This window comes from Mesorhizobium norvegicum, from assembly GCF_004919685.1.
In the GTDB taxonomy this organism is placed as follows: domain Bacteria; phylum Pseudomonadota; class Alphaproteobacteria; order Rhizobiales; family Rhizobiaceae; genus Mesorhizobium; species Mesorhizobium norvegicum.
In genome coordinates, this window is sequence record NZ_SMYZ01000063.1 from 1 (window position 1) to 12610 (window position 12610).

13 protein-coding genes are annotated in these 12610 nt (G+C 63.8%); 8 read left to right on the top strand and 5 right to left on the bottom strand.

Features of this window, described 5'->3' with window-relative positions; translation table 11 throughout:
• Nucleotides 1-31: 31 nt before the first annotated feature.
• Entirely contained in the window at nt 32-532 is a 501-nt protein-coding gene (locus tag FCU66_RS25230; RefSeq protein ID WP_136620472.1) for a (2Fe-2S)-binding protein, read from the bottom strand.
• Between the two features lie 246 nt (nt 533-778).
• On the opposite strand from FCU66_RS25230, the gene FCU66_RS25235 reads away from it, so the two are divergent.
• From FCU66_RS25235 to FCU66_RS25245, 3 genes are all read left to right on the top strand, one after another.
• On the top strand, nt 779-1963 hold the full coding sequence (locus FCU66_RS25235; protein WP_136620473.1) for an FIST signal transduction protein: 1185 nt from the start codon (nt 779-781) through the stop codon (nt 1961-1963).
• Between the two features lie 14 nt (nt 1964-1977).
• Nucleotides 1978-3318 carry a hybrid sensor histidine kinase/response regulator gene (locus FCU66_RS25240; RefSeq protein ID WP_136620474.1) on the top strand — a complete coding sequence of 447 codons (1341 nt, stop codon included), beginning with the start codon at nt 1978-1980 and terminating at the stop codon, nt 3316-3318.
• Between the two features lie 140 nt (nt 3319-3458).
• Nucleotides 3459-3902, top strand: coding sequence for a hypothetical protein (locus FCU66_RS25245; protein ID WP_136620475.1), 444 nt, complete (start codon nt 3459-3461; stop codon nt 3900-3902).
• Nucleotides 3903-4097: 195 nt separating this feature from the next.
• On the opposite strand, the gene FCU66_RS25250 is transcribed toward FCU66_RS25245, so the two are convergent.
• The gene (locus FCU66_RS25250) at nt 4098-4781 is read right to left on the bottom strand and encodes a response regulator (RefSeq protein WP_164548677.1); all 684 of its coding nucleotides are present in this window, start codon (nt 4779-4781) and stop codon (nt 4098-4100) included.
• 173 nt (nt 4782-4954) lie between these two features.
• Here FCU66_RS25250 and FCU66_RS25255 point away from each other — a divergent pair, with 173 nt between their 5' ends.
• Entirely contained in the window at nt 4955-5650 is a 696-nt protein-coding gene (locus FCU66_RS25255; protein ID WP_136620476.1) for a fumarylacetoacetate hydrolase family protein, read from the top strand.
• Nucleotides 5651-5654: 4 nt separating this feature from the next.
• The gene (gene maiA, locus FCU66_RS25260) at nt 5655-6305 is read left to right on the top strand and encodes a maleylacetoacetate isomerase (RefSeq protein WP_136620477.1); all 651 of its coding nucleotides are present in this window, start codon (nt 5655-5657) and stop codon (nt 6303-6305) included.
• Nucleotides 6306-6308: 3 nt separating this feature from the next.
• On the opposite strand, the gene FCU66_RS25265 is transcribed toward maiA, so the two are convergent.
• Complete coding sequence (locus FCU66_RS25265; RefSeq protein ID WP_136620478.1) at nt 6309-7553, bottom strand: MFS transporter; 1245 nt, start codon at nt 7551-7553, stop codon at nt 6309-6311.
• 98 nt (nt 7554-7651) lie between these two features.
• Between FCU66_RS25265 and FCU66_RS25270 the strand changes: the two genes are divergently transcribed.
• Together FCU66_RS25270 and FCU66_RS25275 are read left to right on the top strand one after the other, a co-directional pair.
• The gene (locus FCU66_RS25270) at nt 7652-8113 is read left to right on the top strand and encodes a winged helix-turn-helix transcriptional regulator (protein WP_136620479.1); all 462 of its coding nucleotides are present in this window, start codon (nt 7652-7654) and stop codon (nt 8111-8113) included.
• A 96-nt stretch (nt 8114-8209) separates the two neighbouring features.
• Nucleotides 8210-9250, top strand: coding sequence for a zinc-dependent alcohol dehydrogenase family protein (locus tag FCU66_RS25275; RefSeq protein WP_136620480.1), 1041 nt, complete (start codon nt 8210-8212; stop codon nt 9248-9250).
• 19 nt (nt 9251-9269) lie between these two features.
• Here FCU66_RS25275 and FCU66_RS25280 read toward each other — a convergent pair whose 3' ends face one another.
• Entirely contained in the window at nt 9270-10163 is an 894-nt protein-coding gene (locus tag FCU66_RS25280) for a DMT family transporter (protein ID WP_136620481.1), read from the bottom strand.
• A gap of 104 nt (nt 10164-10267) precedes the next feature.
• Here FCU66_RS25280 and FCU66_RS25285 point away from each other — a divergent pair, with 104 nt between their 5' ends.
• The gene (locus tag FCU66_RS25285; RefSeq protein WP_136620482.1) at nt 10268-11671 is read left to right on the top strand and encodes an aminotransferase-like domain-containing protein; all 1404 of its coding nucleotides are present in this window, start codon (nt 10268-10270) and stop codon (nt 11669-11671) included.
• An 8-nt stretch (nt 11672-11679) separates the two neighbouring features.
• On the opposite strand, the gene FCU66_RS25290 is transcribed toward FCU66_RS25285, so the two are convergent.
• The gene (locus FCU66_RS25290; RefSeq protein WP_136620483.1) at nt 11680-12570 is read right to left on the bottom strand and encodes a LysR family transcriptional regulator; all 891 of its coding nucleotides are present in this window, start codon (nt 12568-12570) and stop codon (nt 11680-11682) included.
• Nucleotides 12571-12610 lie beyond the last annotated feature (40 nt).

The window sequence follows — 12610 nt, forward strand, 5'->3', positions numbered from 1 at the left end:
TCGCTACTCACTATTCGCTACTCACTTCATATCACGCAGCTTGTTTCGCCTTGCCCTTCGCCACCTTCGACATCGTCTTCGATGCGGCGAGGATCGCCTTGACGATGTTGTGGTAGCCAGTGCAGCGGCAGATGTTGCCTTCGAGCTCAGCGCGCACCGTCGCCTCGTCGAGGCCTTCGGGGTGGCGGCTGATCATGTCGGTCGCCGTCATGATCATGCCCGGCGTGCAGAAGCCGCATTGCAGCCCGTGATGTTCCTTGAAGGCGGCCTGCACCGGATGCAGGTCGGCGCCGTCGGCCAGGCCCTCGATCGTCACCACGGTCGAGCCGGAGGCCTGTACCGCCAGCATCGAGCAGGATTTGACCGCCTTGCCGTCGACATGGACGACGCAGGCGCCGCATTGCGAGGTGTCGCAACCGACATGCGTTCCGGTAAGGCCGAGATTTTCCCGCAGGAAGTGAACCAGAAGCGTTCGGTCCTCGGCAGCACCGCTGACCCGTTTTCCGTTCACCATCAACGAAACGTCCGACATGGTCCCTCCCTGGGTATCAACCTTGGTCATCACGCTGCCGACGCGGTGTTGGCGCATCGGTCATGCGTTATTCGTACACCGCACAACGCACAAAAAACAGCACGTCGCAAACGCGGCACATTGTACTTTCGGTCATGGCCGGGCCCAAACGTGCAATCCCGGTCGCCCCATTGCCAAACTACCGATTGAGGGCAACAATGTTGGTCGACGCTCGCGCGCCCGACGCGCACAAAATGCGTTGGAGGAATGCGGAGAACATCGCTGGCCAGTTCACGGACGCGCTATGCATGCGGCCTGTCGGCGCTCACCACGGATGAGCCCGACATGGAGGCGTTCGCCAGGGCGATCGCGCAGGAGGCAGCCGCCATCGACGCCGGCTTTGCGCTGCTGTTCTTTTCCCAGAGCCTGGTCGAGGCCAGCACCCTTTCCGAGGCGCTCATGACCCATGCGCCAGGGCTCCACCACGCCGGCTGCTCGACCGCCGGCGAGATCACGCCGCAAGGCCTAGAGGATGGCCACGTGCTCGCAATGCTGCTTCCGTCCGCCGCGTTCACCGCCGTCAGCGTCATGGTCGACAATCTGTCGTCGTCGGGCATGGACAGGATCACCAGCGAGGTCGAGGCCTTGCGGCGGTCGCTGCGCGCGCGGCTGGGTTGCGATCGCACCCAAGGCACGTTCGCGCTCTGCTTCATCGACGGGCTTTCCTATGCCGAGGAAGCGGTGAGTTCGGCCATCCATTGGGGCCTCGACGACATACCGCTGCTTGGCGGCTCGGCCGGCGACGACCTGAAATTCGAGACGACGCGCCTGATCTCGAACGGCCGGGTCACCTCCGACAGCGCCATCATCGTGCTGATATCAACCGAAATTCCCTTCCATGTCTTCAAGACCGACAATTTCGTTCCCACCGACGAAAAACTGGTGGTGACGGCGTCCGATCCCGATCACCGCATCGTGCGCGAGTTCAACGCCACCAATGCGGCGGAGGAATATGCCGCCTCGGTCGGCATCGTCCCGCAGACGCTGACGCCGCTAAGCTTTGCCTCGCATCCGGTGGTGGTGAAGGTGGGCGGCGAATATTATTGCCGCTCGATCCAGAAGATGCACCCCGATGGCTCGCTGTCGTTCTTCTGCGCCATAGACGATGGCGTCGTGCTGTCGATCGCCCAACCCAAGGACATGGTCGAATCGACGCGCGCGGCACTGCGCGATGTCGAGGAGAGGCTTGGTAGCATCGACATGATCCTCGGCTTCGACTGCGTGCTGCGCCGGCTGGATGCGCGCAACCGGCAAGTGTTTCGTGATATCTCGGAGCTCTACCGCGTCAACAATGTCATCGGCTTCGGCACCTATGGCGAACAATACCGGTCGATGCATCTGAACCAGACTTTTACCGGCATCGCCTTTGGCGAGCGCCAGGCGGCGGAATAGGACGGCGCAACAAGATGCCGCTGAGAGACATAAACGATCTTGAAAAGCTGAAGAAGATCAATGCGGCGCTGGTCAGCCGCGTCGAGCGCTCGATGGACCAGCAAGGCAACGCTTTCTCGCTGTTCCAAACCGCGATTTCGCTGGAAAACCGGGTGCGCACGCGCACCGAGGAACTGCATTCGACCTTGCGCCGGCTGGAGCAATCCAACATCGACCTCAGCGCCGCCAAGGAAAACGCCGAACTGGCGAACCTGTCGAAGACCCGCTTCCTCGCCGCCGCCAGCCATGACGTGCTGCAGCCGCTGAACGCCGCCCACCTTTCGGTTTCGGCGCTCGCCGAAGTGCAGACCAGCGACGAGGGCAAGAAGCTGGTGCGGCAGGTCGAGCGCTCGCTGGAGACGATGGAGGACCTGCTGCGCACGCTGCTCGACATCTCCAAGCTCGATGCCGGCGTTGTGCAGCCCGACATAGGCGACGTCAGCCTGGAGGCGCTGTTTTCGTCGCTGCGCTCGGATTTCCTGCCGGTGGCGGAACTGAAGGGGCTGTCGCTGAAATTCCGGCCGGTCAATGCCGTGGTCCGCTCCGACCGGACGCTGCTGCGCCGCATCCTGCAGAACATCCTCTCCAACGCGCTCGGCTATACACGCTCGGGCGGCGTGCTGGTCGGAACCAGGCATCGTGGCGACACCATCCGCATCGACGTCGCCGACACCGGCTGCGGCATTCCCGACGACCAGCGCGAGGCGGTGTTCGAGGAATTCCACCGCGGCACCTCGCCGGCCAATGCCGAACTGGACGGCGGCGGTCTCGGGCTGGGGCTGGCCATCGTGCGCCGCATGGCCAGCGCGCTCGGCCATCCCGTGACATTTTCATCGAAGGTCGGGCGCGGCACGATCTTCCACATCGATGTTCCCGTCGGCATCGGCGCCCCGGCCGACGCCATCGCCAGCCTTGCCGACATGGAACGGCCGCGCGGCTATGGCCTGTTCGGCACCAAGGTGCTGCTGGTCGAGAACGATGTCGAAGTGCTGCAGGCCATGACCTTCCTGCTCGAACGCTGGCAATGCCTGGTGCGGGCCGCGACCTCGACCGACGATGCGCTCGACATGCTGGGCGACACCGACTGGGTGCCCGACATCGTCATTGCCGACCAGCATCTCGACGGCGGCGATCTCGGCACCGCCACCATCGCCGAAGTCCGCGACTATCTCGGCCGCGCCGTGCCGGCGCTGATCGTCACCGCCGACAGCTCCGAAGCCGTCGCCAAGGCGGCACGCGCCGGCGGCATCGAACTGATGCGCAAGCCGCTGAAGCCGGCGCAGCTGAGGGCGCTGCTGGCGCATCTGCTGGCTTAGGGGCCTACCTTACCCTTAATTGTGCACTGTCACCGTAATTCCTGGATTGCCGAATAAAGCTCAGCAATCTGCTATAGATGCTGTCAAGGCCGAAGGAAAAACATCTGGCGTTGACGTGAAAACAACTGTGGTCCCATAAGATGAAAAAATGTTTCTTGTTTATTATAGAAGAAAAAATTTTTGGCGTTCCTATGGTTGCCACCAGGGCCGGGTGGGAAATGTTTGTCGGACCAGCGACCCTCGTCGGAGAATTGTCGTCGACTAAAGACACGGAGATTGGTGTCTCCACACGCGAGACGGTAGAGGCGCACGCGAAGGATTTTCCTGATGAAGCTGTCAATCCAGATTTACTTATCAAATCTGTTTCTCCGTACGGAATAAAAACATATAAAGCTCTTTTCAAGGAATGCTTGCAGATGTCTGTGGAGAGGGAGATGGCAGATAAGTATAAGCTAACTCCTTATGCAAGACTTAACAAAAAAGGGGAGGTTGGGGCTGAGCCTTTGGATATGGCGCTATTTTCTAGCGGTGATTTAGGTGATTTGGGACGAGCTGTTCGAGAATGCATATCCTACTGTCGCTGATGGCGAGAAATTTATAGTGCCTCGTCAATTGCTTATATTTTCCATTTTCACGTGACACGAAAAGAAAATTTGACAATGTCACCGTAGTTAAGGGAATTACGGTGACAGTGAACTTTTTCTCTAAGTCGCCCGACTACCGTTGTGGGAGCGCCCCCGCTCCGCAGGACGACCCTCGCCATGCAAAGAAGGCAAAACTCAAAACCCAGCCTGATCCCGAAACAGCTCCGCATTGTCCAGCTTCGACACCTCGATCACCGCTTGCGTGCGGCTATAGACATTGAGCTTGCGCAGGATCTCCGACACATGCGCCTTGACCGTGGTCTCTCCCACCTGCAGCTCGTAGGCGATCTGCTTGTTGAGCAGGCCTTGGCGCAGCATCTGCAGCACGCGCAGTTGCTGCGGCGTCAACGTCGACAGGCGCTGCACCATGTCGGCGCGGTCGACGCTTTCGGCGTCCGGCGTGCGGCCTTCATAGGTTTCCGGCACATAGATCGCGCCTTCCATCACCGAGCGGATGGCGGCGGCGAGGTCGCTCTTGCGCGCCGATTTCGGAATGAAACCGGCAGCACCATAGGACAGCGCCTCGGAAATGATCTTCGGCTCCTCATAGCCCGAGACGATGACCACCGGCAGGCGCGGATAGCGGGTTCTCAGCTGCAGCAGGCCTTCGAAGCCGTGCACGTCGGGCATGCTGAGGTCGAGCAGCGCGAGGTCGAACGGCTTGGCGCCGGCCAGAAGGTCGAGCGCCTCGGTGATCGAGCGCGCCTCCACCGTGTCGACTTCCGGATAGGCCATCTGCACCGCGCTGTGCAGCGCCTCGCGAAACAGCGGGTGGTCGTCGATGATCAGGAACCGGGCGCGATCGTGGATTGCGGTCATGGGGTTCATTTCAGTTCGTGGGCGATGAGAATAACCTCGCCACCATGGCCAGATTATTGCCAAATAGTATATCGCCATCTCCGGCGGAAAGTGCCGCCGGCACTTTCTCGACCAATCGCCTTGCCGGAACGCCCAAATCGGTCGAATGTTCCGGCAACCAAACAGAGACCTCCATGACAGACTTCGTCCTCCCCTCGCCCGCGATCGCATCGGTGGCCGTTGCGGGCTCGCTCGAGCGTTTTGCGGTGCGCCGCATCTTCTGCGTCGGCCGCAACTACGCCGCGCATGCCCGCGAGCTCGGCAATGACGAGCGCGATCCGCCCTTCTTCTTCACCAAGCCGGCCGACGCGGTGGTCGATTCCGGCACGACGATTCCCTACCCGCCGCTGACGGCCAATCTGCACCACGAGATCGAACTGGTCGCCGCGATCGGCAAGCCCGGTTTTCGCATTCCCCGCGAACAGGCGCTGGACCACGTCTGGGGCTACGGCGTCGGCATCGACCTCACCCGCCGCGATCTGCAGGACGAGGCCAAGAAGGCCGCCCGTCCGTGGGACTGGTCGAAGGCGTTCGACCGCTCCGCGCCTTGCGGCCCGCTGACGTCAGCACAACAATCCGACCACCCGCAAAAGGGCCGCATCTGGCTCGCCGTCAACGGCCAGGTCAGGCAGGATGCCGACCTCGCCGAATTGATCTGGCCGATATCAGATATCGTGTCGATCTGCAGCGAGGCGATGGAGTTGGAGCCCGGCGACCTGATCTTCACCGGCACGCCGGCCGGCGTCGGTGCGGTCAGCCCTGGCGACACGATGACGGGCGGCGTCGACGGCATCGGCACCATCGAAATAACCATCGGCCAACCGAAGTGAGCGCATGAGCGAACTCGTCCTGCACAACTACTATCGCTCCTCCACCTCCTATCGGGTGCGGATCGCGCTGGAGATGAAGGGGCTGAGCTACGACTACGTCCCGCATCATTTGCGCCATGGCGAGCATCTGGAACCCGCCTATCTCGCGGTCAATCCGCAAGGTCTGGTGCCGGCGCTGGTGCTCGGCGACGGCACGCTGCTGACCCAATCACTGGCGATCATCGAATTCCTCGACGAGACCCGACCCGAACCACCGCTGTTGCCGAGGGATGCGGCCGGTCGGGCACGGGTCAGAATGCTGGCGCAGATGATCGCCTGCGACATCCACCCGGTGAACAATCTGCGCGTGCTGACCTCGCTGCGCACTCTGTTCGGCGCCGGCGACGAGGACATCGCCAACTGGTTCCGCCACTGGGTGAACGAAGGCTTTCAGCCGCTTGAAAAGATCCTGGCTTCCTCGCCCGAGACCGGAACATTCTGCCATGGCGACGCGCCGGGCCTGGCCGACATCTGCCTGGCCGCGCAGATTGCCAGCAACGCCCGCTTCGGTGTCGATCTGACGCCCTACCCGACGATCGCGCGCATCAACACCGCCTGCATGGCCCTGCCGGCCTTCCAGAAAGCCGCGCCCCAGAACCAGATCGATGCGGAATAGGCTTCATCTGCCCACACGCAGCGTCAGCGCCCAGAACAGCAGCGCCAACAGGCCGATGCCCATCCCAAGCGCACAGACGCCATTCCAGCCCATTGCGCCATAGGCCATGGTCGAGGCGATCGAGCCCAGGGCGCTGCCGGCCGAATAGAAGATCATGTAGCCGCCGACCAGACGGCTGCGCGCATCAGGGCGGCGCGCGAAGATCAGGCTCTGGTTGGTGACGTGGACGGCCTGGATCGCCAGATCCAGCATGACGATGCCGGCGACGAGCAGCCACAGCGACAGGCCCATGAAGGCGATCGGCAGCCAGGCCGCCATCATCAGCAGCAGGCTGAGGCCGGTCACCAACTGGCCGCGGCCGCGATCGACGAGGCCACCGGTCCAGCGCGCACCCAGTGCACCGGCCACGCCGGCAAGGCCGAAAAGCCCGATCTCGGTATGCGAGAGTGAAAAGGGTGGTGCGCTCAGCGGCAGCACCAGCGGCGCCCACAGCACGTTGAAGCTGGCGAAGATCAGCATGGCCAGCACCGCGCGCACGCGCAGCAGCGGCTCCTGCACGAACAGCAGCAGCACCGAACCGAGCAGGCGTGGATAGGATGTGCGTGGCCGCTCCGGCTCGTGGCGCGGCAGCATCAGGTAGAGAACCAATGCCATGACGAGCGTCAACGCGGCCGAGACAAGATAAACCCAGCGCCAGCCGGCGAAATCGGCGACGACGCCCGAAGCGAAGCGGGCGAGCAGGATGCCCAGGATCACGCCGCTGGTGACGGTGCCGACCGCCCGCCCCCGCTCCGATGCTACGGCGAGGTCTGCGGCGTAAGCCACCAGCACCTGCACCACCACCGCCAGCAGCCCGACGACCGCGAGGCTCGCCAGCAGCATCGCCGCGTTGGGCGCGACCCCGACCGCTACCAGCGCCACGGCGGACAGGATCGCCTGCCCGGCGATCAGCTTGCGGCGGTCGAACAGGTCGCCAAGCGGCACGATGAAGAACAGGCCGAGCGCATAGCCGATCTGCGTGACCGTTACCACGATGCCGACCGAGGCCGGCGCGATGGCAAAATCATGCGCCATGGCATCGAGCAGCGGATGGGCGAAATAGACATTGGCGACGCTCAGGCCGCAGGCGATGGCGAAAACCAGCGCGGTCAATCGTGACAGTCCCGCAGGCGGCGACGGCGCCACCCGAGGCGGGCCATCGGATTGCTTGAGGCTTGTTGTACCGCCATTCACCACCTGCACATCCATGTCGCTCTCCACAAAGGTTTCAAATTGAAACCGCTTGCTGGATAGGCAGAACAGTTTTATGTTGCAACCGAAAATCCAACGCTGGACCAACGATTGCCATGGTGAAACGAACGAGCCACCACGAGGCGGATTGCCTCATCGCGCGGCCGCTGGACGCGATCGGCGACTGGTGGTCGCTGCTCATCGTGCGCGACGCCTTCGACGGCTTGCGGCGCTTCGGCGAATTCCAGAAGAGCCTCGGCGTCGCCAAGAACATCCTGTCGGCGCGGCTGCGCAATCTCGTCGCGCATGGCATCCTCGAAACGGTCCCGGCGCCCGACGGCAGCGCGCACCATGAATATGTGCTGACGCAAAAAGGACGCGGCCTGTTCTATGTCCTGGTTGCCCTGCGGCAATGGGGCGAGACCTACTTCTCCGGACCGGGCGAGCCATACACCTTCATGGTCGACACGCTCACCGGCCGGCCGATCAAGCGACTGGAAGTGCATGCGGAGGACGGGCGGCAGCTTGCCCCCGGCGAGACCAGGCTTGCCGACTTTCGTAACCGGGAAACCGAATAGGCGCTTGCGCCCCGCTATGCCTGACGGAATCGATTTCCGCTTGACCGGACAGGGAATCGGCTATCGTTTCCCAGTTGCAGCAGGGTGGAGTGACCGATGAGAGCCGTCGTCTTTGAGAAATTCGGTGAAGCGCCGACGATCCAGACCGTTCCCGATCCGAAGCCGGCCGCCGATGGCGTCGTCATCAAGGTCGAGGCGACTGGGCTCTGCCGCAGCGACTGGCATGGCTGGATGGGTCATGACGACGGCATCACGCTGCCGCACGTGCCGGGCCACGAACTGGCCGGCATCGTGGTCGCTGCTGGCAAGCAGGTCAGCCGCTGGAAGGCCGGCGAACGCGTCACCGTGCCGTTCGCCGTCGGCTGCGGCCGCTGCTTCGAGTGCAATTCGGGCAATCACCAAGTCTGCGAGCACCAGACGCAGCCTGGCTTTACAGGCTGGGGCTCGTTTGCCGAATATGTCGCCATCGAACACGCCGACACCAATCTCGTGCGCTTGCCCGACGAGATGGAATTCGCCACCGCCGCCAGCCTCGGCTGCCGCTTCGTCACCTCGTTTCGCGCCATTGTCGATCAGGGCCGGGTGACGCCGGGCGAATGGGTCGCGGTGCATGGCTGCGGCGGCGTCGGCCTGTCGGCGATCATGATCGCCAGTGCCATGGGCGCCAATGTCATCGCCATCGATCTCACCGACGAGAAGCTGGATTTCGCCAAAAAGATCGGCGCCGTCGCCACCATCAATGCGTCGAAGACGCCGAATGTGGTCAAGGCGGTCAAGCAGATCACCAATGGCGGCGCGCATATGTCGATGGACGCGCTCGGCCACCCCACCACCTCGTTCAATTCGATATCCAATCTGCGCCGGCGCGGCCGCCATGTGCAGGTCGGCCTGATGCTGGGCGAGCATGCCCGGCCGCAGGTGCCGATGGACAAGGTGATCGCCTTCGAACTCGAAATCCTCGGCAGCCACGGTATGCAGGCCTACCGCTACCAGGCGATGATGGACATGATCCGCAACGGCAAGCTCAAGCCCGAACTGCTGGTCGGCAAGAGGATGAGCCTCGACGAGGCGCCGGCGGCACTGATGGCGATGGGCGGCTTCGAGGGGATTGGCATCGGGGTGGTGACGAAGTTCTAGGCGAGGAAGGACGGCACCGTCATCCGGCGATCGCGCGTCGTGGCAATTCCTGCTTCGCGAATCGCTTGGCGCCGACGACGCAAAGCACCACGCCAAGCGTGACGACAACCATCAGCGAGCTGACCTGCTCGTGCAGCAGCGTCGCCGCCAGCGCCAGGCCGAAGAAGGGTTGCAGCAATTGCAACTGTCCGACCGCGGCGATGCCGCCTTGCGCCAGCCCGCGATACCAGAACACAAAGCCGATCAGCATGCTGAACAGCGAGACATAGGCGAGACCGATCCACGCACTGACGCCGACCCTGTCGAACGACGGCGGCATGGTCATCAGCGTCAGCACCAGCATGATCGGCAACGACAGCACCAGCGCCCAGCAGATCACCTGCCAGCCGCCGAGCTTGCGTGACAGCGCGGCACCCTCGGCATAGCCCAGACCGCAGGCGATGATGGCGGCCAGCATCAAACCATCGCCCACCGGCGAGGCGGTCACGCCCTGCGTCAGGGCAAAGCCCGCGACCAGCGCGCTGCCGATACACGAAAACAGCCAGAATGCCGGCCTTGGCCGGTCGCCGCCGCGCAGCACGCCGAAGATCGCGGTCGCCAGCGGCAGCAGCCCGACGAAGATGATGGAATGGGCCGTGGTGACGTGCTTGAGCGCCAGAGCGGTCAGCAAGGGGAAGCCGACAACCACGCCAAGTGCCACGATCACCAGCGACAGCAGATCCCCGCGCTCCGGGCGTTTCTGCCGGAACAGGAGCAGCAGTGCCAGGCCAAGCAGTCCGGCAATCGCCGCTCGGGCCGACGTCAGGAATGTCGGATCGAAATCCTTCACCGCCACACGCGTCGCCGGCAGCGAGCCGCTGAAGATCAACACGCCGATGAATCCGTTCACCCAGCCGCCCGCGGTCTTGTCCATCTTATGCTCCGTTTGTCGGCTCTGTATCGAGCGGAGCCCGTGGCATTGCCAGAGACAATGCGATACAGTTGTACAAAACTGTCATGGGCAATCGAGCAGTACGGATGGACAAACAGACCACAGGAAGCGAGAGCAGCGGAACGCTGGTCGAAGGCGTCATGGCGACGATCCGCCAGCGGATCGCCGCGCGCAGCCTGACGCCGGGAGCGCGATTGCCGTCGATCCGCGCCTTCGCCAAATCCATGCAGGTGTCCAAATCCACCGTGGTCGAAGCCTATGAGCGGCTCGCCGCCGAAGGCGCGATCCGCTCGCGGCCGGGCTCCGGCTTCTATGCCGCCGGCTCGCTGGCGCCGCTGTCCCTGGCGCAGATTGGACCCCGCCTCGACCGCGCCGTCGATCCGCTCTGGATCTCACGCCAGTCCCTGGAGGCCGGCGACGACATGCTGAAACCCGGCTGCGGCTGGCTGCCGGCCTCGTGGATGCCTCAGACAGGACTGCGCCGGGCGCTGCGCACGGTGGCGCGTGCCGACGATATCGCGCTGGCCGACTACGGCACGCCGCTCGGCCTGCCGCCGCTGCGGCAATTGCTGGCGCGGCGCATGGCCGGGCATGGCATCGAAGCCTCCCCCGAGCAGATCATGCTGACGGAATCGGGCACGCAGGCCATCGACCTGCTGTGCCGGTTCCTGATCGAACCCGGCGATACGGTGCTGGTCGACGACCCCTGCTATTTCAATTTTCACGCTCTGCTGCGCGCCCACCGGGCCAAGGTCGTCAGCGTCCCCTACACACCGTCGGGGCCGGATATCGAGCTGTTCGCGCAGGCGCTGGCCGAGCATCGCCCGCGCCTCTACATCACCAACTCCGCCATCCACAACCCGACCGGCGCGGTCCTGTCGCCGGTCACCGCACACCGGCTGCTCAAGCTCGCCGACCAATCGGAATTGACCATCGTCGAGGACGATATCTTTGCCGATTTCGAACATGCACCGGCCCCCAGGCTGGCGGCGTTCGATGGCCTGAGCCGCGTCGTCCACATTGGCAGCTTTTCCAAGACGCTGTCAGCGTCGGTTCGCTGCGGCTTCATCGCGGCACCGCGCGACTGGGTCGAGCCCCTGACCGACCTCAAGATCGCCACGACCTTCGGCGGCGGCAGGCTGGCGGCCGAACTGGTGCTGACCTTGCTCAAGGACGGCAGCTACCGCAAGCACATGGATTTGCTGCGCGCGAAGCTTGCCCGCGCCATGGGCGAAACGAGCGCCCGCCTGACGGCGATCGGCGTCACGCCCTGGATCGACCAGCCGGCCGGCCTGTTCCTGTGGTGCAGCCTGCCGGATGGGGTGGATGCGGCCGAAGTGGCCCGCCGCGCTTTGGCCGACAACATCGTGCTGGCGCCCGGCAACGCATTCAGCCTGTCCGGAACGGCCAGCCGCTTCCTGCGCTTCAACGTTGCCCAATGCGCGGACGAGCGGATTTTCAGGGTGCTCGAGGCGGCGATGGCGCGTTAGATTGCCGGTCACCGCGCCGCACAGACCTCCCGCACACAGTCACGCAGCCAGCGTTGCGCCGGATCGGCATCGAGGCGCGGGTGCCACAGCATCGAGATGATGACCCCAGCGGTGGCAACCGGCAGGGGAAAACTGTGCATGCCGGCGCGTGCGCCTTCTGTATGCCGCTCGGGCACGCTGGCGATCAGGTCTGATGTGCGGGCCATGGCAAGGGCTGCCGAGAAACCGGAAACCATGCACACGACTGTCCGCTGCAGCCGCAGCCCGTTCAAAGCCTCGTCGATCGGCCCTTTCTCGCGGCCACGCCGTGAAACGCTGATGTGCCGGCCTGCCGCATAGCGCTCTGGCGTCACCACGCCCTCACTCAAGGGATGGCCCGTTCGCACGGCGCCGATGAAACGGTCGCGAAGCAATGCCTGAATGCGCACCTCCGGTCCGGTTTCACCAGCGACGCCTATGTCCAGGTCGATAGCCGCGTCGCGCAGCGACATGACGTCCTTGTCGGACTTCGGTGCAAAGCGCAGCCGCACGCCGGGCGCATCGGCCTGGATACGGGCAACGAGACGCGGCGCGAATTCCTCGACGAAACTCTCATTGGTCCGTAGCGTGAAAACCCTGTCCAGGCTCCGGAGATCAAGCAGGGTGGCAGGACGCAGCAGCGCCTCCGCGTCCAGAACAACACGGCCAACCTGCTGTCGCAGTTCTTCCGCACGCGGCGTCGCCACCAGGCCGCGACCGGCGCGAACCAGCAGCGGGTCGCCCGTCGCTTCGCGCAGCCGCGCCAGCGTGCGGCTCATCGCCGAGGGGCTGAGGCGCAGACGGCTGGCGGCGCGCGCCACGCTGCCTTCGGTCAGCAAAACGTCGAGTGCAAAGAGCAAATTGAGATCGGGCGGTGCCATTGCCGCAGCATAGCACAAGACATGGCGTTTGACGCACGAA